The 19,476-nt window shown below is 59.4% G+C and carries 19 protein-coding genes; 12 read left to right on the forward strand and 7 right to left on the reverse strand.

Features of this window, described 5'->3' with window-relative positions:
• Nucleotides 1-99: 99 nt before the first annotated feature.
• Nucleotides 100-1,029, reverse strand: coding sequence for a LysR substrate-binding domain-containing protein (locus IG629_RS03530; RefSeq protein ID WP_193170611.1), 930 nt, complete (start codon nucleotides 1,027-1,029; stop codon nucleotides 100-102).
• A 95-nt stretch (nucleotides 1,030-1,124) separates the two neighbouring features.
• Here IG629_RS03530 and IG629_RS03535 point away from each other — a divergent pair, with 95 nt between their 5' ends.
• Nucleotides 1,125-2,285 (forward strand): trans-sulfuration enzyme family protein, encoded by a 1,161-nt coding sequence (locus IG629_RS03535; RefSeq protein WP_193170612.1) that lies wholly within the window; start codon nucleotides 1,125-1,127, stop codon nucleotides 2,283-2,285.
• On the opposite strand, the gene IG629_RS03540 is transcribed toward IG629_RS03535, so the two are convergent.
• From IG629_RS03540 to IG629_RS03550, 3 genes are read right to left on the reverse strand one after another with little or no spacing between them, the layout of a single operon-like run.
• The gene (locus tag IG629_RS03540) at nucleotides 2,282-2,782 is read right to left on the reverse strand and encodes a CinA family protein (protein WP_193170613.1); all 501 of its coding nucleotides are present in this window, start codon (nucleotides 2,780-2,782) and stop codon (nucleotides 2,282-2,284) included. The two genes, IG629_RS03535 and IG629_RS03540, sit on opposite strands and share 4 nt — an antisense overlap.
• Nucleotides 2,783-2,784: 2 nt before the next feature.
• Nucleotides 2,785-3,267, reverse strand: a complete 483-nt coding sequence (locus IG629_RS03545) for a phosphatidylglycerophosphatase A family protein (protein WP_193170614.1) — start codon at nucleotides 3,265-3,267, stop codon at nucleotides 2,785-2,787.
• Nucleotides 3,264-4,436 carry a bifunctional 2-C-methyl-D-erythritol 4-phosphate cytidylyltransferase/2-C-methyl-D-erythritol 2,4-cyclodiphosphate synthase gene (locus tag IG629_RS03550; protein ID WP_193170615.1) on the reverse strand — a complete coding sequence of 391 codons (1,173 nt, stop codon included), beginning with the start codon at nucleotides 4,434-4,436 and terminating at the stop codon, nucleotides 3,264-3,266. Before IG629_RS03550 ends, IG629_RS03545 begins: the two co-directional genes overlap by 4 nt.
• Nucleotides 4,437-4,498: 62 nt before the next feature.
• Between IG629_RS03550 and IG629_RS03555 the strand changes: the two genes are divergently transcribed.
• The 11 genes from IG629_RS03555 (at nucleotide 4,499) to IG629_RS03605 (ending at nucleotide 17,438) form a co-directional block, all read left to right on the forward strand.
• Nucleotides 4,499-5,293, forward strand: coding sequence for a cytochrome C assembly family protein (locus IG629_RS03555; protein WP_193170616.1), 795 nt, complete (start codon nucleotides 4,499-4,501; stop codon nucleotides 5,291-5,293).
• A 108-nt stretch (nucleotides 5,294-5,401) separates the two neighbouring features.
• Nucleotides 5,402-6,397: a tRNA dihydrouridine synthase DusB gene (gene dusB / locus IG629_RS03560; protein WP_193170617.1), complete on the forward strand. Its 996-nt coding sequence runs from the start codon at nucleotides 5,402-5,404 to the stop codon at nucleotides 6,395-6,397.
• Nucleotides 6,394-7,524 carry a two-component system sensor histidine kinase NtrB gene (locus tag IG629_RS03565; RefSeq protein ID WP_226886419.1) on the forward strand — a complete coding sequence of 377 codons (1,131 nt, stop codon included), beginning with the start codon at nucleotides 6,394-6,396 and terminating at the stop codon, nucleotides 7,522-7,524. The genes dusB and IG629_RS03565 overlap by 4 nt, the downstream gene beginning before the upstream one ends.
• A 2-nt stretch (nucleotides 7,525-7,526) precedes the next feature.
• On the forward strand, nucleotides 7,527-8,969 hold the full coding sequence (ntrC, locus tag IG629_RS03570; RefSeq protein ID WP_193170618.1) for a nitrogen regulation protein NR(I): 1,443 nt from the start codon (nucleotides 7,527-7,529) through the stop codon (nucleotides 8,967-8,969).
• A gap of 79 nt (nucleotides 8,970-9,048) precedes the next feature.
• Nucleotides 9,049-11,373 (forward strand): sensor histidine kinase NtrY-like, encoded by a 2,325-nt coding sequence (locus tag IG629_RS03575; RefSeq protein WP_193170619.1) that lies wholly within the window; start codon nucleotides 9,049-9,051, stop codon nucleotides 11,371-11,373.
• Nucleotides 11,363-12,757, forward strand: a complete 1,395-nt coding sequence (ntrX, locus tag IG629_RS03580) for a nitrogen assimilation response regulator NtrX (protein ID WP_193170620.1) — start codon at nucleotides 11,363-11,365, stop codon at nucleotides 12,755-12,757. Before IG629_RS03575 ends, ntrX begins: the two co-directional genes overlap by 11 nt.
• Before the next feature lie 27 nt (nucleotides 12,758-12,784).
• Nucleotides 12,785-14,161 carry a Trk system potassium transporter TrkA gene (gene trkA, locus IG629_RS03585; RefSeq protein WP_193170621.1) on the forward strand — a complete coding sequence of 459 codons (1,377 nt, stop codon included), beginning with the start codon at nucleotides 12,785-12,787 and terminating at the stop codon, nucleotides 14,159-14,161.
• Nucleotides 14,162-14,179: 18 nt separating this feature from the next.
• On the forward strand, nucleotides 14,180-14,824 hold the full coding sequence (locus IG629_RS03590; protein WP_193170622.1) for an HAD family hydrolase: 645 nt from the start codon (nucleotides 14,180-14,182) through the stop codon (nucleotides 14,822-14,824).
• Nucleotides 14,825-14,938: 114 nt separating this feature from the next.
• On the forward strand, nucleotides 14,939-15,190 hold the full coding sequence (hfq, locus tag IG629_RS03595; protein WP_193170623.1) for an RNA chaperone Hfq: 252 nt from the start codon (nucleotides 14,939-14,941) through the stop codon (nucleotides 15,188-15,190).
• A 105-nt stretch (nucleotides 15,191-15,295) separates the two neighbouring features.
• The gene (hflX, locus tag IG629_RS03600) at nucleotides 15,296-16,507 is read left to right on the forward strand and encodes a GTPase HflX (protein WP_193170624.1); all 1,212 of its coding nucleotides are present in this window, start codon (nucleotides 15,296-15,298) and stop codon (nucleotides 16,505-16,507) included.
• Nucleotides 16,508-16,613: 106 nt separating this feature from the next.
• A complete protein-coding gene (locus tag IG629_RS03605; RefSeq protein WP_193170625.1) occupies nucleotides 16,614-17,438 on the forward strand; it encodes an inositol monophosphatase family protein in 825 nt (274 codons plus the stop codon).
• A gap of 13 nt (nucleotides 17,439-17,451) precedes the next feature.
• On the opposite strand, the gene argC is transcribed toward IG629_RS03605, so the two are convergent.
• Genes argC through mazG form a run of 3 tightly spaced genes read right to left on the reverse strand, consistent with a single transcriptional unit; the run spans nucleotide 17,452 to nucleotide 19,474 of the window.
• Nucleotides 17,452-18,417, reverse strand: coding sequence for an N-acetyl-gamma-glutamyl-phosphate reductase (argC, locus tag IG629_RS03610; protein WP_193170626.1), 966 nt, complete (start codon nucleotides 18,415-18,417; stop codon nucleotides 17,452-17,454).
• Between the two features lie 36 nt (nucleotides 18,418-18,453).
• Nucleotides 18,454-18,582 (reverse strand): hypothetical protein, encoded by a 129-nt coding sequence (locus IG629_RS22845; protein ID WP_264299812.1) that lies wholly within the window; start codon nucleotides 18,580-18,582, stop codon nucleotides 18,454-18,456.
• Nucleotides 18,583-18,610: 28 nt separating this feature from the next.
• Nucleotides 18,611-19,474, reverse strand: a complete 864-nt coding sequence (gene mazG, locus IG629_RS03615) for a nucleoside triphosphate pyrophosphohydrolase (RefSeq protein WP_226886420.1) — start codon at nucleotides 19,472-19,474, stop codon at nucleotides 18,611-18,613.
• Nucleotides 19,475-19,476 lie beyond the last annotated feature (2 nt).

Here is a 19,476-nt window from a genome sequence, read left to right on the forward strand (position 1 = left end):
TACAATTCGCTGAAAAATATAATTAAACTAAAATTGAAGTTGTTTAACTGATATTTTGGTTTATTGTTCCGATTCCGTTATGAATGTTCGCTCATAAGCTCAGGAATTCTCGTAAAGCGTATTGTTTTCAATGGTGGCGCGGGTTTCTTCCCTGAAGGCGTCGATACAGTCCCGAACGATTTTAGATGGCGGTACGGCAGGCGGCTGGACAAGCAGCGTGCGGAATTCCAGTGATGGCTCGAATGGGCGCAGGACAATGCCTTTGCCCAGAAACGGCTCGGCGCAGATCGGGTTGATGAAGCCGATCCCCATGCCGGCCTGAACCATGGCGCAGATGGTATTGGCAAAAGGCGTCTCGAGCACGGTCCTGACTCGGCTTCCGGCGCTGTCCAGCACCCGCTCCAGATCCTGACGCGTCGTATCCTCCGGCGACAATGCGATGAAGTCCTGATCGTTCAGGTCTTGCGGCTCCAAGTGGGGCTTGCGGCACAGGGGATGGCCGTCAGGCAGGGCGATGGCTCCGCGAAACGTGGAGAGAGTCTGTGCTTCAACACCCGAAACGTCGATCTCGTCCGCTGCCAGCCCCAAATCGAACTGACCTGCGGCCACGAGTTCCTTCACGGTCGAGGACATGTGCGTTTGCAACGTGATCGACACGTCCGGGTGTAGATTGCGGAACCGGACCAGGGCGCGGGGGACGATGTTGGTGCTGAGGGCTGACAGAGTCGCGATGCGGATTTCGCCGGAGCCGAAATCGCGGATGCGGGCGGCGGCGCTTCGCAGGCGGGACAGGGCGGCGAAGGACTCCTCAACCTCACGGAAATAGAAATGGGCTTCCGCTGTCGGTACAAGACGGCGCCGGGTCCGGTGAAATAGCGCGAAACCAAGCTGCCGTTCCAGCTCCTGGAGCGCCTTGCTGATGCCCGGCTGCGAGATATGCAGTACCTCGGCGGCGCGCTGGGTTGTTCCGTTGACCATGACAGCGTGGAAAATTTCCACCTGCCTTAAATTCAGAGGGTTTTTCAGCATTACATAACTAAAATATATCAACTGGCCTGAAATATGTATTTTTCTGATAAATAAAACCTGTCTACCGTCCGGCGTAACGGCAGATGGAGCTTCCGATGAAAGATCAGACACGATGCGTTGTGACCCCTGAGGTCAATGAAGCGGGTTACCAATCACTGGCACCGGCGGTTCACCGTGCATCGACAATCGTTTTCAAGGATGCGGCGGATTATGCGGCGCGCGGCGAGCGCGGGCCGGATGGGTATTCCTACGGGCTCTATGGCACTCCGACAACGCGGCAGCTTGAGGCGAAGCTGAACGGGCTCGCCGGGGCGGCGAGAACCCTTCTGGTGCCGTCGGGACAGGCTGCGAACGCGGTTGCGGCCATGGCCCTGCTTTCGGCGGGTGATCATGTGCTGATCGCGGACACCTCTTATCCCGCCATGCGCTCTCTTGCTGACGTGGATATGAAACGCTGTGGGATCGAGCCAGAATATTTTAATCCGACCTCGCTTGACGATCTGGCAGGGCGCATTCGGCCGGAAACCAAACTCGTCTGGTGCGAGTCGCCGGGCTCAACCACGCTGGAAGTCCAGGATCTTCCGGCGATTGCCGGGATTGCTCACAAGGCCGGGGCGCTTGTCGGATGCGATAACACTTGGGCAACGTCCTTGGGATGCAAGCCGATTGCTCTCGGCGTGGATATCGTGACCGAAGCGCTGACGAAATATGCGTCGGGCCATTCGGATCTGCTGATGGGGTCGATGTCCTTTGCAAGCGATGAGGTTGCATTGGATGTGCGGGCCTATATGGGCCGCATAGGCATCGGTGTCTCGCCGGACGATGCGGCTCTGGTGCTGCGCGGCATGGAGACCATGGCGCTGCGCTTTAATCATGCGGCAGAAGGTGCGAAGCGGCTCATCGAACGTCTTCAAAGCCATTCAGCCGTGGCCGATATCCTCTGGCCTCCGCTTGAGAGCAACCCGGGGCATGCTCTCTGGCTGCGGGATTTCACCGGTGCTGCAGGTGTGTTCACCGTGATCCTGGCGGACGGTGCCTCGGCAAAGCTGGATGACGCGCTCGGCGCATTGAAGACCTTTGCCATCGGCGCGTCCTGGGGCGGCACACGCAGCCTGGTTGCGCCGATGTCCATCGGACACAGCCGCAGTGTCGGGCAGGTTGCCGGAGAGGATCTGTTCCTGCGCTTCAGCGTCGGCCTTGAAGCTCCGGAAGATCTGGATGCCGATATCGAGGCGTTTCTATCGGTGCTGGCCTAATGGGCCTCTTCCGCGCGGGAAAGCATCATCTCGAGGGCATGTAGAACTGTCTGATGCCGGACGGCGCCTCTGTCGCCCGCGAAGATCCGGTGCTCGGCAATAACGCCATCGGGTGTAGCAGCGGCGAAATGCACGAGGCCGACCGGTTTTTCGGTTGATCCGCCGCCGGGGCCGGCGACGCCGGTGACGGCGACGGTCACTGTTGCTTCCGAATTGGCAAGCGCCCCCAATGCCATGGCGCGCGCGGTCTGTTCCGAAACGGCCCCATGCGCCGCGAGAGTTTCAGAGGGAACGCCGAGCATCTGCATTTTTGCTTCGTTCGAATAGGTGACGAAGCCCCGGTCTACGACATCAGACGAGCCGGCGATTTCGGTGAGCGCTCCGGCGATCAGTCCGCCGGTGCAGCTTTCCGCTGTGGCCGCTTTCCAGCCGAGAGCCCGGCAGTGCTCCAGAACCGAAGTTGCCAGAGTGCGCGTCGCTTCATCGAAATTGTCCATCTTCAGGCCCCTGACAGGAGGAGGTGCTGGGCGGCTAGTACGACCAGTGCCGCATAAACACCGGCACACAGGTCGTCGAGCATGATGCCGGGTGCGCCAGTAAGGTTTTTATCGGCCCAACCGGCCGGGAACGGCTTCGTGATGTCGAGTATTCGAAAGGCTGCGAATCCGATGGCGAAGCTGACCGGGTCGAGGGTGGCAGGTAGCAGCGCGATCCACTGTCCGGCAACCTCGTCGATCACGACGGAACCGGGGTCCTTGCGGCCGAGCGAGTCCGCATAGCGGCCGGCTGACCAGAAGCCGATGAGGGTTACGACCACACTGGCAGCCAGCAGAAGTTTCCATCCGCCGAGCCAGAGAAACAGCCAGGCGAAAGGCAGCGCGGCGAGGGAGCCCCAGGTACCCGGCGCGAAAGGCGCATGCCCGCTCCAGAAGAAGGTCGCGGCAAGCCGCACCGGATGAAATAGCGGAAGCGGCCCGGTCATTGGTCGATCTCCGCGGGCAGCAGCACCGTTGCGGCGGCCTGCGCCGCGATGCCTTCTCCGCGCCCGGTGAAGCCGAGTTTCTCAGATGTGGTGGCCTTGACGCTGATCCGGCTTTCCGGCAGCGCCATGATTTCCGCAATCCGCTGGCGCATGGCAGGGCGGTGCGGGCCGATCTTGGGCTGCTCACAGATCAGGGTGACGTCGATATGGGTAATGCGTCCGCCCTTGTGCAGGACGAGATCGCGGGCATGCATGAGGAACTGGTCCGATGCTGCGCCTTTCCATTGCGGGTCGCTCGGCGGGAAATGGCTGCCGATATCCCCGTCGGCAATCGCACCAAGCAGCGCGTCGGTGATTGCGTGCAGGCCGACATCCGCGTCGGAATGGCCGATCAGCGTGCGGTCATGCGCGATCTCGATGCCGCAGAGCGTGATGGTCTCGCCAGGGCCGAGCCGGTGTACGTCGAACCCCGTGCCGACGCGCGGCTCCATGTGTGACGCCATCATGCTTTCGGCCCTTAACAGGTCCGCCTCCGTGGTGATCTTGAAAAGGGATTCGGCGCCTTCAACCAGCAGCACTTCCTGACCGCTTGCCTCAAGCAGCGCGGCATCGTCCGTGGTGTGGGACTCCGCTGCCTCATGGGCGTCGAGGAGAGCGCGATAGTGAAACCCTTGCGGTGTCTGCGCCCGGAAGAGCGTGCTACGGTCCACCGTGCCTGTAATCGGCGTATTGAGCCCGCAGGCCTGTTTTAGCGTGTCTGGCACGGGCAGGGCGGGAATGGCGCCGGGCGCGTTGTTCAGGGCTGCAATTACGCGGTCGATCACCGCACTGTCGACAAATGGCCGCGCGGCATCGTGAATGAGGATTCTTTCCGGTGCCTCGTCGAGCAATGCACGGAGACCGTTCAGCACGGACTGGCTTCGCTCCGCGCCACCTTCGACGGGCGGCGCAAGGTCGATCCCGGCGACGGCCTGTTCGTAGAGGTCTCGGTGATCCGGATCAATGACGACGCGGATGGTCCCGATCTCCGGATGCGCGCGGAAACGCAGCACTGCATGGCGCAGGACGGAGACTCCGCCGACCTTCAGATATTGCTTGGGAGTTTCGCTGCCGAGACGGGTTCCGCGTCCGGCGGCAACGATCAGGAGAGCGGTCTTTGACCGGGGCACAAATCACCTCAATTTGCTCTGGCACTTCGGAGCGCGGCGCATGATATAGTGACCGCATGCCAATGTCTTTGCTCTTGAATATGTCGGCCTTGCTGGCCCTGGTTCCGGTTGGTCTGTTTGCGCTTCGCTCATCGCAGCGTACGGGCGGCCTCTTCTGGTGCCTGCTTTCGGTGGCTGCGGCCGGACCGGTGCTTTTCGTCGTTGTCTCGGTCGGCACCGCGTGGCGTTCGGATCTTGCCATGGCACTCTGGCTTGCGGTTTGCGCCAGCCTGCTGATCTATCTGCCGCTCTGCTGGTTCAAGCCAGAAGCGCGCGGGCTGACCGTTCTGCTCATGCCGTATCTGTTTCTGCTGACGCTGATCGCGACAATAGCCGGTGCATCTCCGCATATCGTGCTGAATGAAGGGCTGCCGGGTACCTGGTTTTCCGCTCACATCGCTGTGGCGTTGGCTACCTATGCCCTGCTGACTCTGGCTGCGATCACCGGGTTGGCGATTTTCATCAAGGAGCGCGCCCTGAAACTGAAGCGGAGTGCGACCGGGATTGCACCGGCCCTGCCGTCCGTTGCCGATTCCGAGAAGCTGCAAAGCCAGCTCCTCGGGGCTGCGGTAATTGTCCTGCTTTGCGGTCTGGCGACGGGAGTCGCGCTACAGAATTATCTGACCGGTCATGTGCTGGAGTTTGACCACAAGACCGTTCTGTCGCTTGTAACTCTCGCCATTTTGACGGTTCTCTGGCTGGTGAACAGCCGGTTCGGCATGCGCGGGCGGACAGTGTCGCGCCTCGTACTTGTGGCCTATCTGCTGCTGACGCTGGCCTACCCCGGAGTGAAGTTCGTCGCGGAAATTCTGAGCTAGATTAAAACCGGATCGAACGTCATTTAATCGTCATACAAAAAATACCGTTTTGACAATTTTGCGTGCAGTTGCTTAATTCATGGGCAATGAAGCGCAGGTGCATAGTTTATGACCATTGAGATCGGCAAAACAGCTCTCGATAGCCCGGTATTCCTCGCCCCCATGTCCGGGGTGACGGATCGCCCGTTTCGCCGTCTTGTGCGTGAGTTCGGCTGCGGTCTGGTGGTCTCTGAAATGATCGCCAGCGCCGCCGTTCTGCGCGATGTGCGCGAGGAAATGTTCAAGATCCCGGACGACATGGAGGCCGAGCGCCCGCTGGCTGTGCAGCTCGCCGGCTGGGATCCCGAGATCATGGCGGAAGCGGCGAAATTCAATGTCGATCGCGGCGCCGAGATTATCGATATCAATATGGGATGTCCTGCCAAGAAAGTGGTCAACAAGCTCGCCGGCTCCGCGCTAATGCGGGACGAGGCGTTGGCGGGCCAGATCATGGAGGCGGTCGTCAAGGCAGTGCCGGTTCCGGTGACGCTGAAGATGCGGACGGGGTGGGATGACAGCGACCGGAACGCGCCGCGTCTTGCCCGGATTGCGGAAGATGTCGGCATCCAGCTTTTGACAGTCCACGGCCGGACCCGATGCCAGATGTATAACGGGCACGCGGACTGGGGCTTTATCCGTGAGGTTAAGGACACCGTGTCTCTGCCCGTTGTGGCCAATGGCGATATCGCGGCGCTGGACGACGTGGATACCTGTCTCGCCCAATCGGGAGCGGATGGGGTGATGATCGGACGCGGCGCCTATGGCCGTCCCTGGTTTCCGGCTCAGGTAGCGGCCCACATCGCCGGAAGGCCGGTTCCGGCGGATCCTTCCGTTGCGGAGCGCGGGCAGATCATGCGCCGCCATGTCGAGGACATGTTGTCGCACTATGGAGCCGCGCTTGGTCTCAGAATGGCCCGCAAGCATATCGGCTGGTATGCCAGCGGCATTCCCGGATCTGCCGAATTCCGGAAGACAGTCAACAACACCATGGACCGCCTCGTCGTTGAAGATGCGATCCAGCGCTTCTTCTGTGCCGGGGCTGAACAGGATCGGCGGGCGGCATGAGTATGACTGTTGAAACGGCGCCTAAGCCGGCGCCTGTAACGCTCGATCCGACTGGCGTGCTGCACGCCGTCCCGACACCGGTGATCGGTCTCGATGAAAGTGATCGCATCGTTTATGTGAACATGGCGGCCGAGCATTTCCTGCAAGGAAGCGCGTCGGTTCTGGACGGGACGAAGCTTTCGGACCTGCTGCCGTTCGATAGTCCCGTCTTCAGCATGATCGGCCAGTCCCGGCGGCAGTCTTCTGTTCTGTTCGACTACGACCTGATCCTCGAAGGCCCGCGCATCGGCTCGCACATTGTCAGCGTGCAGGTCTCCCCGGTAACGGACCGCCCCGGAGCCGTGATCGTTTCCTTGCAGATGCGCTCCATCGCCAATCAGCTCTACCGGCAATTCAATTTCAAGGGCGCGGCCCGTTCCGTGACAGCTATGGCGGCAATGCTGGCCCATGAAGTGAAAAACCCGCTCTCCGGCATCAAGGGCGCCGCGCAATTGCTCGAGCAGAATGCCGTTGAAGCCGATCTGCCCCTGACCAAGCTGATTTGCGACGAGACGGATCGGATCTGCAGTCTGGTCGATCGGATGGAAGTGTTCTCGGACGACCGTCCGATCGAGCGCAGCCCGGTGAACATTCATGAAGTGCTGGATCACTGCCAACGCATCGCGGAATCCGGCTTTGGCAGCCGCATTAAGTACCATGAGCGGTATGATCCGTCGTTGCCGCCTGTGCTGGGCAACCGGGATCTCCTCGTTCAGATATTCCTCAATTTGCTGAAGAATGCGTCGGAAGCTCTTGGCGAGATGGATGGGGATGGCGAAATTCATATGTCCACGTCATATCGTCACGGTATGCGGATCTCCGTGCCGGGCTCTTCGCAGCGGGTGAACCTGCCGCTTCAGGTAACGATCCGGGACAATGGCCCGGGGATTCCCGAGGATATGAAGGCGACGATCTTCGATCCTTTCGTGACATCCAAACGCAACGGTTCCGGACTAGGACTCGCCTTCGTGGCCAAGGCGGTCGCGGATCATGGCGGCGTGATTGAGGTCGATTCAGTGCCGAGGCGCACCGAATTCAGGCTTTCTCTTCCCATCGCCGATATTTCACAGGCCTACATACGGGCATGACAATGGACAATGCTTCGATCCTGATCGCTGACGATGATCAGGCGATCCGTACCGTTTTGACTCAAGCCCTGACCCGAATCGGCATGGATGTGCGCTCGACGGGTAACGCGGCGACCCTGTGGCAATGGGTGGAGCGCGGGGAAGGGGATCTGGTGATCACCGATGTTGTGATGCCGGACGAGAACGGCCTCGACCTTCTGACCCGTATCCGCAAGGTCCGCCCGGATTTGCGCGTGATCGTCATGAGCGCCCAGAATACTCTGCTGACCGCAGTCAAGGCGAGTGAGCGCGGGGCGTTTGAGTATCTGCCGAAGCCTTTCGATCTGGCAGAACTGGTGCAGGTCGTGCGCAAGGCGTTGATGGCGCGCTCAGAGGGCCGTGTTCCTGCGCAGGCAGAGATTTCCGAAGAGGAATTACCGCTGATCGGGCGTTCCCCGGCGATGCAGGAAATCTATCGGGTGCTGGCGCGCCTGATGGCAACGGACCTCACGGTGATGATCGCCGGTGAGTCCGGTACCGGTAAGGAATTGGTCGCCCGGGCGTTGCATGATTACGGCAAGCGCCGGGACGGTCCGTTCGTTGCGGTGAATATGGCTGCGATCCCGCGGGAATTGATTGAAAGCGAGCTGTTCGGGCACGAGAAAGGCGCCTTTACCGGCGCAACGGCCAGATCCAGTGGACGCTTCGAACAGGCAAGGGGCGGGACCCTGTTCCTCGATGAAATCGGGGACATGCCGATCGAAGCGCAGACCCGGCTATTACGTGTTCTGCAGGAAGGTGAATACACCACTGTTGGCGGACGTTCGGCCATTCAGGCGGATGTTCGTATCGTGGCCGCAACGCACCGCGACCTGAGGCAGTTGATCCGTCAGGGCATGTTCCGCGAAGATCTGTTCTACCGCCTGAACGTCGTTCCCATCCGCCTGCCGCCGCTGCGTGAGCGCAAGGAGGATATCCCGGATCTGGTCCGGCACTTCCTGGCATTGGCGCAGCGAGAGGGCCTGCCGGAGAAGAGTATCGACGGCGCCGGCATGCAGCGCCTGACGGCCTATAACTGGCCGGGAAATATCCGCGAGCTGGAAAATCTGGTGAAGCGCCTGGTTGCCCTCTACTCAGAGGAGGTGATCGGCGCCGCGACGATCGATGAGGAATTGCTCGATAATCCGGCCGGTGCGGACGAGGAAGCCTCCGACAAGAGCGAAAATCTGTCCGATGCGGTCGAACGGCACTTGCGGGCTTATTTCGCGGCTCACGGCGACAATTTGCCGCCGGCTGGGTTGCACGACCGTATTCTGCGGGAGATCGAACGTCCGCTGATCATGCTGTCCCTTGATGCGACCAAGGGAAATCAGCTGAAAGCCGCATCCATGCTCGGTCTTAACCGCAATACTCTGCGCAAGAAGATCCGGGATCTCGGGATACCCGTCGTCCGTGGCGCACGATAGAGCGCGTGGATCAGAAGCGTGCGTACCTGGGCCGGTTAGGCTAAAAGTAGTTTCGCGATCTGTCCTTTATAGGTGAGACATGCCGGCGGAAGCAGGTACAGACGCCCATTCTTCTGACGTGGCCCTGCCACGTTCTGAAAACCGCCTCGGAAGCTATACGCGACGGTTCCGTATCTGGGCTCAGCGCGTCGGGTTCGAGCGCAAGGCAGCTTATGTTCTGGCTGCGCTCGCCATCGTGGCCGGGCTCGGAACCTATGCGGCCTTTACCCGCGCGGGGCCGGCCGGACCGGACCCGGACGTGGTGCTGGGTATTCTTTACGCGGACTTTTCCCTGCTTCTTTTGCTCGGGGTGCTGGTTGCATACCGGCTGGCCCGTCTCTGGGTCGAGCGGCGGAAGGGCCTGGCAGGCTCGCGGCTGCATGTCCGTCTTGTGACCATGTTCTCGGTGCTGACGGTGGCCCCGACGATACTGGTCTCTGTGTTCTCACTCGTGATGTTCGACTTCGGTATCCGCTCCTGGTTCAGTGAGCGGGTGTCGACGGCCGTCACAGGCTCGGTCGCCGTTGCAGAGCGTTACCTGGAAGAGCACCGTCAGGTAATCCGCGGCGATGTTCTGGCGATGGCGAACGATATCAACCGGGAAGCGCCGTTTCTGGTGAATAATTCGGCGCGGTTCTCCCAGGTTCTGCGGGCACAGGCCGCCCTTCGCAATCTGACGGAAGCCGTCGCTTTTGACAGCACCGGAAGGATTTTGGCCCGCACCAACCTTGCGCTTTCCTTCGATTATGAACCTCTTCCCGAGGAAGCGATGTCCAAGGCGAGGCTCGGCGACGTCGTTGTCCTGACCACTGATGCGGATGATCGGATTCGTGCTTTTGTCCGACTCGACCGGTTCGTCGACGCCTATCTGTTTGTCGGCCGCTTCGTGGACTCGGAGATCCTAAGCTATATCGAGCGCACGAAGGAGGCGGTCGACCAGTTTACCGAACTGGAGGGGCGCCGGCTGGATATCCAGGTCTCCTTCATCATGATCTTCGCCATGGTGGCGCTGTTGCTGCTGCTGGCAGCTGTCTGGATCGGCCTCAATCTCGCGACCTGGCTGGTGCAGCCTATCAGTGACCTGATCGGTGCTGCAGAGCGAATCAGCTCGGGCGATCTCACGGCCAGGGTCTCCGGGCCGGTCGAAGCTGACGAAATGGGACTCCTTGCCAGGGCATTTAATCGCATGACGCGGCAGCTTGAAATGCAGCGCAGCGAGCTGATGAGCGCGAACAGACAGGTCGATGCGCGCCGACGGTTTACCGAGGCTGTATTGGGTGGGGTCTCGGCCGGTGTGATTGGTCTCGATGCGGATGCGCGGATCAACTTGCCGAATAAATCGGCTGCGAGCCTGCTGGGGGTGACGATCGAGTCCCTCGTTGGCCGGATGCTGTCGGAGCAGATCCCTGAGATGACCGAGCTGCTGGAACAGGCGCGGCACAATCCCTATCGGCAATCGGAAAAGCAGATCGAGCTAAACAGGGAAAGCGGCAAGATCACACTTTTAGCTCGGATCAAGGCCGAGATCGCGGACGGCCGAGTCTCGGGCTACGTTCTCACTTTCGACGATATTTCGGCACTTCTGTCGGCGCAAAGGATGGCAGCCTGGGCGGATGTCGCGCGCCGGATTGCACACGAAATCAAGAACCCGCTGACACCGATTCAGCTTTCGGCTGAACGCCTTAAACGTAAATATTTGAATCAGATAGCCGACGACCCTGAGACTTTTGTTGAGTGTACCAGCACGATCGTTCGACAAGTCGGCGATATCGGGCGCATGGTTGATGAATTCTCGGCCTTCGCGAGGATGCCGGCACCGGTGATGCGGAAGGAAAACCTGATCCAGCTGATTCGAGAGCAGGTGGTTCTTCAGAGATCGGCACAGTCCGGCATCGACTTTGATTTCGAAGGGGATCAGGAAGCGGTTGAGCTCGAATGCGATCAACGGCAGATCAGACAGGTTGTGACGAACTTGCTGCAGAACGCGATTGACGCCATCGATGCCATCAGTCCGGTTGAGACGAACGGAAAACGTGCCTCTGGACATCGGATCTCGATTTCAATTACCCGGGCGGATCGAAGAATTGTTATCGATGTCGAGGATACAGGCAGGGGGCTTCCCGAGGCTGACCGTGATCGTTTGACGGAGCCTTATGTTACCACCCGGGAAAAAGGCACAGGGCTTGGTCTGGCAATTGTGAAGAGAATCATGGAAGATCATAGAGGCTCGATTTCGCTGATGGATCGCGAAGGCGGAGGGACGAGGGTCCGTCTGATCTTCGGGTCGAACGTCGAGGTACCTCTGGATGCGGCTACATCGGACTCGCACAAAAATGACCCTGGGCTGAGACATCATGGCGGATGATATTCTCATCGTAGATGATGAGGCCGATATCCGGTCTCTGCTCGCCGGCATCCTTGAGGATGAAGGCTACGAAACGCGGCAGGCGCGAAATAGCGACGAGGCTCTGGAAGCCGTCGATACGCGACGTCCCGATCTCGTCATTCTCGATATCTGGCTGGAAAACAGCACGCTCGACGGTCTCCGGATCCTGGAGCGGTTGAGTGCAGGACATCCGGATGTCCCGGTGATCATGATCAGTGGCCATGGAACAATCGAGACCGCGGTTTCCGCGATCAAGATCGGCGCCTACGATTTCATCGAAAAACCGTTCGAGACCGAGCGTTTGTTGCTGCAGGTCGGCAGGGCTCTGGAGGCGGTGCAGCTCCGGCGTGAGAACGCCGAGCTCCGAGCCCGCTCGGACACGGATGACAGGCTGATCGGCAATTCCGCGGGAGTGGCACAGGTAGCGCAGGCTGTGGAGAAAGTGGCGCCGACGAACAGTCGGGTGCTGATCACCGGCCCGGCAGGGGTCGGCAAGGAAGTCGTCGCCCGCATGATCCATACGAATTCGGGCCGTGCGAATGGTCCGTTCACAGTCCTGAACTGCGCGACGCTGAGCCCGGAGCGGCTTGAGATCGAGCTTTTCGGTGCGGAGCGCCGGGAGGTCGATCTGGACGATGCAGGCCGCACCGTGGGTATGCTGGAGCAGGCCCACAAAGGCACGCTGTTCCTCGACGAAGTGGCGGACATGCCGAAGGAAACCCAGGGCAAGATTGTCCGGGTTCTGCAGGAGCAAAGGTTCCGGCGGGTCGGCGGGGAACGGGAGATATCCGTTGATGTGCGGGTCATCGCATCGACCAACAGGGATCTTCAACAGGAGATTTCGACAGGCCGTTTCCGCGAGGATCTTTATTACCGGCTGAACGTGGTGCCGATTACTGTTCCGGCCCTGGCCGAACGTCGCGAAGATATTCCGCTGCTCTGTCATCACTTTATCGAACGCTCGGCGCGTAGCTCGGGCATGTCGCACAGGGTTCTGGGCGAAGACGCCGTCGCAGCGCTGCAATCCTACGATTGGCCGGGGAATGTGCGTCAGCTTCGCAATGTGATCGACTGGTTGCTCATCATGGCACCGGGCGCGGCGAATGAGCCTGTGAAGGCTGATATGTTGCCGCCGGAAATCGGATCTTCCGCGCCGATCAGCCTCAATTTCGACAAAGGGGTCGAAATAATGGGAATGCCGTTGCGGGAGGCCCGTGAAATGTTCGAGCGCGAATATCTGCTGGCTCAGGTCAACCGGTTCGGGGGGAATATCTCCCGGACGGCCAATTTCATCGGTATGGAGCGATCTGCCCTGCACCGTAAATTGAAGTCGCTCGGCGTCAGCGCCGAACGCTCTGCGTAATCATCCTCTTCAGGACGGGATCACGGCATGAAAGTCGTCATCTGCGGGGCCGGTCAAGTCGGTACCAGCATCGCTCAGCACCTTGCGGGCGAGAACAACGACGTGACGGTCATCGACCAGGATGCGGCCCTGGTCCGCAAGATCACGGAAACACTCGACGTGCGCGGTGTGCATGGGCTGGCATCTCTGCCGTCCATCCTTGAGGGCGCGGGGACCCGGGACGCTGACATGCTGATCGCGGTCACCTATTCCGACGAGGTCAATATGGTGGCCTGTCAGATTGCGCACTCGCTCTTCAACGTGCCGTCACGGATCGCGCGGATACGGCAGCAGGATTATCTGCAGCCGATCTGGGCGGATCTCTTCAGCCGTGAGAACATGCCGATCGATCACATCATTTCGCCGGAGCGCGAAGTGGCAAAGGCAATCGGACGGCGTCTTCAGGTCCCCGGAGCGTTCGATGTGCTGCCGATGGCCGACGGGATGGTCAGGGTCGTCGGCGTGCGGTGTGACGAGGAATGCCCGATCGTCAACACGCCGCTGCGCCAGCTCACCAGCCTGTTTTCCGATCTCAGTATTGTTGTTGTCGGCATTATCCGGGATGACCGGGGCATCGTGCCGAAACCAGACGATCACATGCTGCCAGGCGATGATGTCTATTTCGTCTGCGATGTCGATCATCTGTCCCGCGCCATGGCAGCCTTCGGTCATGAAGAGGAAGAGGGCCGGAGCGTCATTATCGCCGGCGGCGGCAATATCGGCCTAATGCTCGCCGAAGAGATCGAATCCAAGCATTCAGGCGTCAGCGTCAAGGTCATCGAATACGACCGGGAGCGGGCCAAGCTCGTCGCCCAGACGCTTGATCACACCATGGTGCTGAACGGGGATGCGCTGGATACGGAGGTCCTTGAGGAAGCAAACGTCTCCAAGACCGAAACCTTCGTCGCCGTCTCCAACGATGATGAAGTGAACATTATCGGCTCGCTTCTGGCTAAGAGAGCGGGGGCGGACCGGACTGTGGCCCTGATCAACAAGGGCACCTATGCCTCGTTGATTTCCACACTTGGTGTTGATGCCGTGGTGAACCCGCGTGCCATCACCGTCTCGACGATCCTGCAGCATGTCCGCCGCGGCAGAATTCGCGGTGTCTATTCGCTGCGCGCCGATTTCGGCGAGGTTATTGAAGCCGAAGCTCTCGAAACATCGTCGCTCGTCGGCCATCCGTTGCGCGAGGCGAAGCTGCCGTCAGGTGTAATCATCGGAGCAATCTATCGCGGGGACAAGGTGCTGGTACCGCGCGGCGATACGGTGATTCAGGCCAAGGATCGGGTGATTCTTTTCGCCACCTACGAAGTTGTGAAGAAGGTCGAGAAGCTGTTTGCCGTCAGGCTGGATTTCTTCTGAGCCCATGGAATGACCGGAATGTTGAATCCAAGCGCGATCCTGTTCGACTGGGACAGCACGCTCGTCGATAACTGGCCGGGTGTGACCGTGGCCATGAATGCCGCGCTGTCTGCGTTCGAATTGACGAACTGGACCGAGGCGGAAATGCGCGCGCGAGCCAAGCGCTCGATGCGAGAGAGCTTTCCGGAGATTTTCGGTCCCGATTGGGAAAGAGCCCGCGACGTTTTCTATGCCACCTTCGAGGAACGTCACCTTGATGGATTGCGCGCGTTGCCCGGTGCGGAAGAGTTGCTCATGGAACTTCGTGACCGCTCAATCGTGCTCGGCGTGGTGAGCAACAAAAACGGGGACTTTCTCCGGGCGGAGGCGGAAAGCCTTGGCTGGGCAGAATATTTTCATCGCATCGTTGGCGCCACCGATGCGGCTCAAGACAAACCGGCTCGCGATCCCGTCGATCTCGTGCTTGAGGAATCGGGGCATGAGCCCGGAGACAGGGTATGGTTCGTCGGCGATTCTCTCGTGGATCTGCAGTGCGGACTGGTCAGCGGGTGCATTCCCGTCCTTGTCGGAGACGATCCGATTTCCGAGGCTGATTTGATAAAATGGCCTCCTGCATTCCATTTTACGGATTGTCACGAAATACGGCGGACGCTGACCGATTGAGTCACACGAAGAAATAGTTATATAAAGGGGATGCTCATTTCGCATTTGCGAGATGAGGGCGGTGCCAAGCTTTTAAGGCATGCGCTGAAACGCAACGAACAAAAGGTCCGTGCAATGGCCAACGAAAAGAATCAGAACGTTCAGGAAGTGTTCCTTAACGCGATCCGGAAGAACAAGACCGCGGTTACGATTTTTCTCATCAACGGCGTGAAGCTGCAGGGCATTGTCACCTGGTTTGACAATTTCTCACTGCTGTTGCGCCGGGATGCTCATTCGCAGTTGGTCTATAAGCACGCGATCTCGACAATAATGCCGTCTCAGCCGGTTCAATTGTTTGAACCGACGCGGGAAGAAGAGGGCTCTTGATCCTGAAAGACCGGGGCGCGCATGGGTAGCGCGCCGCACGCAGGCAGCGGTTTGGCCCTCGTTGTCCATCCTTTCGAAAAACAAAGAGCGGGTGAGCCCGCAGCAATGCGAGACCCGGAGGGGCGTCTCGCGGAAGCTGTCGGGCTGACTGCCGCTATTGAGCTCGACGTGGTGCACGCCGAGACCATTTCGCTGTCTAAAGTCCGGCCAGCGACCTATCTGGGCGGCGGGGCCGTGGAGCGGCTGGCCGGAACGGTCAAGGGGCTTGAGGTTGATGTCGTCATTGTCGATGCCTCGCTCTCTCCGGTGCAGCAGCGTAATCTCGAAAAAGAGCTGGAATGCAAGGTCATCGACCGCACGGCTCTGATCCTTGAGATCTTTGGCGCTAGGGCCCGAACCCATGAAGGCCGTCTCCAGGTTGAGCTGGCGGCTCTGACCTTCCAGCGCAGTCGGCTGGTCCGGTCCTGGACGCACCTTGAGCGCCAGCGCGGTGGCTTTGGTTTCGTTGGCGGGCCAGGCGAAAGTCAGCTGGAAATCGACAGACGCCTGATCCTAGAGCGCATTTCCCGGATACGGAATGAGCTGGAGGACGTGAAGCGAACGCGCGAACTGCATCGTGAGTCCCGGCGTAAGGTGCCGTACCCGATTGTCGCGCTGGTCGGCTATACCAACGCCGGAAAATCGACACTTTTCAATCGGCTGACCGAATCAGAGGTGTTTGCGAAGGATCTGCTTTTCGCCACTCTGGACCCGACCATGCGACGGGTGGAGCTGCCATCGGGACGAACGGTGATCCTTTCCGATACGGTCGGTTTCATTTCAGACCTGCCAACTCATTTGGTAGCTGCTTTCCGGGCCACGCTTGAGGAAGTCCGCGAGGCGGATATTCTCCTGCATGTCCGAGATTTCTCTCACCCTGACAGTGATGCTCAGCGGGATGATGTTTTGTCCGTCTTGCGGGATCTGGGGCTTGAAGAGCAGAAACTCGAAGACCAGACGATAGAGGTTCTGAACAAGATCGACCTGATGGAAGATCCGGGCAGTCTCGACCTTTCTGCTGGAAAAAGCCGACGGATCGCGGTTTCCGCGCTGACCGGAGCCGGCTGCGAAAACGTTCTCGTCCAGCTTGATGAGATGATCGGCGCGGGTGACATCACCCGGACCTTTGAGCTCGATGTTACAGATGGGGCGGCACTTGCTTGGCTGTACCAGCATGGCCGTGTCATCGAGCGGGAAGACCGGGAAACAGATATCGAGGTGAAGGTGCGTCTGGCCCCAGTGGACGCGGAACGTTTTGATGCGAGATTCAATGTCTAAACCGGATATGCTCTAAAGTGCGTAAACTCACTTTAAGGAAGAGGTTTTTCCGGGTAATTCTGTAGACCCGCCCCGCATCATCCGATGCGCAATATCAAAGGATCGTATGATCAGTTTTCCAGATCCCGCCGCTGTCATCAGCATCATGCGTGAAACGGCCGATGCCGTTATCCTTCCCCGCTTTCGGTCTCTTGGAAGCGGAGAAATTCAGGAAAAGACCGGACCTGACGATCTGGTCACCATAGCCGATATTGAATCCGAGCGGCGCATGACGCCGTTACTTCGGGATCTACTGCCAGGCTCGAGCGTGGTCGGTGAGGAAGCCGTATCGGCCGATGTCTCGGTTCTCGATAATCTCACGGCGGACGCTCCAGCCTGGATTATCGATCCTGTAGATGGGACGCGGAACTTCACCAAGGGCAATCATAAATTCTGCGTCATGGTCGGGCTCGTGCGAAAACGTCAGCCTGTCATGGGCTTCATTCTTGATCCTCTTGGAGAGCGCTGTGCCTTTGCCGTGCGGGGTGAGGGAGCCTGGATGTGTGGCTATGACGGGCGGGAGGAGCGTCTTTCGGTTCTTGCCCCGGCTGCCAGCGTTGAGATGCGTGGCGCCCTGAATTTCCGATTTCTGCCGACACCTTTGAAGGAAGAAATGAAGGAACGGGCGAAAACTGAAGTAGGCGAACATTTTCGCTTCGGTTGTGCCGGTCATGAATACCTGAGCCTGCTGACCGGTGAGGCCCATTTCGCCATGTACCCGAAGAACATGCCTTGGGATCACGTTGCGGGCTCACTGCTTCATCAGGAAGCGGGCGGTTTTCACGCCCGCTTCAACAAGCGTCCCTACTATCCGGATCAGCTCGACGGCGGCCTGCTGATGGCCCCGGACGAAGCATCCTGGGACGAACTCAGGGAAAAGCTCTGGCCGTAACCGGTGACGCGGCTCAGGCCGCGCGCTTGTACGAGAGCCCGAGGCCTTCTTCCAGACCCAGCATCAGGTTCATGTTCTGAACCGCCGCGCCTGATGCGCCCTTACCCAGATTGTCGAGCGTCGCCGCCAACACGCATTGTCCGTTCTTTTCGTTCGCGAAAACGTAGAAACGGATCGTGTTGGTATCGTTCTGCTCTTCCGGGTCGAGGCGCGGAAGAGAGGCGGACTCTTCCAGAGGGGCCACTTCGGTGAAGAGATGGCCGCTATAGTGATCGCTGAGGCATTCGTGAATACGCGCCGCGCCGACGCCGCCCTTGAGGGCCCAGAGATGCAAGGGGACATAGACCGCCATGCCCTTGTAATACCGTCCGACACTGGGCTGAAAGACCGGAGCATGCTCAAGCATGGAATATTGCTGCATCTCCGGCAGGTGCTTGTGCTGCAGGTTGAGACCGTAGGCGAACACGTTCGCGGAGAGGTGATCCGCGGCTGCAGTGTCTTCCATGGACTGGATCAGTGCTTTGCCGCCGCCGGAATAACCGGAGATGGCATTGACCGTGACCGGATAGTCCGCCGGTAATAGAGCATTCTCCACCAACGGCCGGATCAGACCGATGGCGCCGGTCGGATAACAGCCGGGATTGCTGACAAAGCGTGCATGGCGCACTGCCTCTTCCTGGCCGGCGCTGAGTTCAGGAAAACCGTAGACCCAGTCATTATCCACCCTGTGAGCGGTAGAGGCGTCAATCACCTTGGCATCCGGGTTCTCAATCAGGGATACGGCCTCAAGCGCTGCCGCGTCCGGCAGGCAGAGGATGGAGAGATCCGCTTCATTCAGCGCGCGGCGACGGGCTTCGGTGTCCTTGCGTTCTTCCGCGCCGAGGCTGATCAGGGAGACGTCGTCCCGTCCTGTCAGCCGTTCGCGGATCTGCAGGCCCGTGGTCCCGGCTTCACCGTCGATGAAAATGCTTACCGCCATAGCGGATCTCCTCAATGCGCGAACCCGTCGCCGCGCTTACTTCCGCACAATATTGAATGGCGAGAAGGCTTGGCAAGCCGCCATCATCTCAATGCGATTAATATTCACGTTTGCCGGGCGCGTTGCGGCCTGGAAAATCGCTTCAGCGATGTCGTCGGCTTTCAAGGGTTCGTCCGCCGTCACTTGATGCTGGTCAGGTCTTGTCGAATTGTTTCGCGCGTTGCCAGAGCGCTTCAAGTTCATCCAGCTCTGACTTCTCCATGGAGCGTCCGGTTTCATCCTGAAGCATCGTCTCCACGGCGCGGAACCGGGTCTCGAATTTCCGGTTGCAGCGTCGGAGCGCGCTCTCCGGATCGACATCAAGCTTGCGGGCGAGGTTGACGCAAACAAACAGCAGATCGCCGATCTCATCCTCTATCCGGTCGGGATCGCGTTCTTTCGGATCGTCCTTCAACTCGGCCTGGATTTCCGCGACTTCTTCTTCCAGCTTGTCGAAGACCTGATCCACCTCTGGCCAATCGAAGCCGACGCGGCCGGCACGCTTCTGTAATTTAACGGCACGCATCAGGGCGGGGAAGGCTGAGGACACTCCGTCGAGGGCGCTTTCCCTGACGTCGTTTTCAGCTGCCTTGCGCGCCCGCTCCTCGGCCTTCTGAGCCTCCCAGTTCCTGGTCTGGGTTTCAGTGTCCGTTACATTGTCCGAGCCGAAAACATGCGGGTGCCGACGGATCATCTTTTCGGTAATGCCGTGGGCAACGCTGTCGAAATCGAAATGCCCGGATTCTTGTCCGATTTGTGTGTAGTACATGACCTGAAGCAGCAGATCGCCGAGCTCTTCCTCAAGATGCGGCATATCGCCTTCGGTGATCGCGTCGGCTACTTCGTAGGCTTCTTCGATCGTATAGGGCGCGATCGTCTCGTATGTCTGCTCGATGTCCCAGGGACATCCGCCATCCGGATCACGCAGGCTCGCCATAACCAATCGGAGCCGCTCAATCGGCGGCAGATTTGCCGACGGGATCTGTTTCATCGCTGATTTTTTGGTCTGTGTTGTCATGA

Source organism: Nisaea nitritireducens (assembly GCF_014904795.1).
Taxonomy (GTDB): domain Bacteria; phylum Pseudomonadota; class Alphaproteobacteria; order Thalassobaculales; family Thalassobaculaceae; genus Nisaea; species Nisaea nitritireducens.

Excerpts from the sequence above, each read along its gene's own strand:
- IG629_RS03530 (WP_193170611.1), bottom strand. The coding sequence starts at position 1,029 with ATGCTGAAAAACCCTCTGAATTTAAGGCAGGTGGAAATTTTCCACGCT.
- IG629_RS03535 (WP_193170612.1), top strand. The coding sequence starts at position 1,125 with ATGAAAGATCAGACACGATGCGTTGTGACCCCTGAGGTCAATGAAGCG.
- IG629_RS03540 (WP_193170613.1), bottom strand. The coding sequence starts at position 2,782 with ATGGACAATTTCGATGAAGCGACGCGCACTCTGGCAACTTCGGTTCTG.
- IG629_RS03545 (WP_193170614.1), bottom strand. The coding sequence starts at position 3,267 with ATGACCGGGCCGCTTCCGCTATTTCATCCGGTGCGGCTTGCCGCGACC.
- IG629_RS03555 (WP_193170616.1), top strand. The coding sequence starts at position 4,499 with ATGTCTTTGCTCTTGAATATGTCGGCCTTGCTGGCCCTGGTTCCGGTT.
- dusB (WP_193170617.1), top strand. The coding sequence starts at position 5,402 with ATGACCATTGAGATCGGCAAAACAGCTCTCGATAGCCCGGTATTCCTC.
- IG629_RS03565 (WP_226886419.1), top strand. The coding sequence starts at position 6,394 with ATGAGTATGACTGTTGAAACGGCGCCTAAGCCGGCGCCTGTAACGCTC.
- ntrC (WP_193170618.1), top strand. The coding sequence starts at position 7,527 with ATGGACAATGCTTCGATCCTGATCGCTGACGATGATCAGGCGATCCGT.
- IG629_RS03575 (WP_193170619.1), top strand. The coding sequence starts at position 9,049 with ATGCCGGCGGAAGCAGGTACAGACGCCCATTCTTCTGACGTGGCCCTG.
- ntrX (WP_193170620.1), top strand. The coding sequence starts at position 11,363 with ATGGCGGATGATATTCTCATCGTAGATGATGAGGCCGATATCCGGTCT.
- trkA (WP_193170621.1), top strand. The coding sequence starts at position 12,785 with ATGAAAGTCGTCATCTGCGGGGCCGGTCAAGTCGGTACCAGCATCGCT.
- IG629_RS03590 (WP_193170622.1), top strand. The coding sequence starts at position 14,180 with ATGTTGAATCCAAGCGCGATCCTGTTCGACTGGGACAGCACGCTCGTC.
- hfq (WP_193170623.1), top strand. The coding sequence starts at position 14,939 with ATGGCCAACGAAAAGAATCAGAACGTTCAGGAAGTGTTCCTTAACGCG.
- hflX (WP_193170624.1), top strand. The coding sequence starts at position 15,296 with ATGCGAGACCCGGAGGGGCGTCTCGCGGAAGCTGTCGGGCTGACTGCC.
- IG629_RS03605 (WP_193170625.1), top strand. The coding sequence starts at position 16,614 with ATGATCAGTTTTCCAGATCCCGCCGCTGTCATCAGCATCATGCGTGAA.
- argC (WP_193170626.1), bottom strand. The coding sequence starts at position 18,417 with ATGGCGGTAAGCATTTTCATCGACGGTGAAGCCGGGACCACGGGCCTG.
- mazG (WP_226886420.1), bottom strand. The coding sequence starts at position 19,474 with ATGACAACACAGACCAAAAAATCAGCGATGAAACAGATCCCGTCGGCA.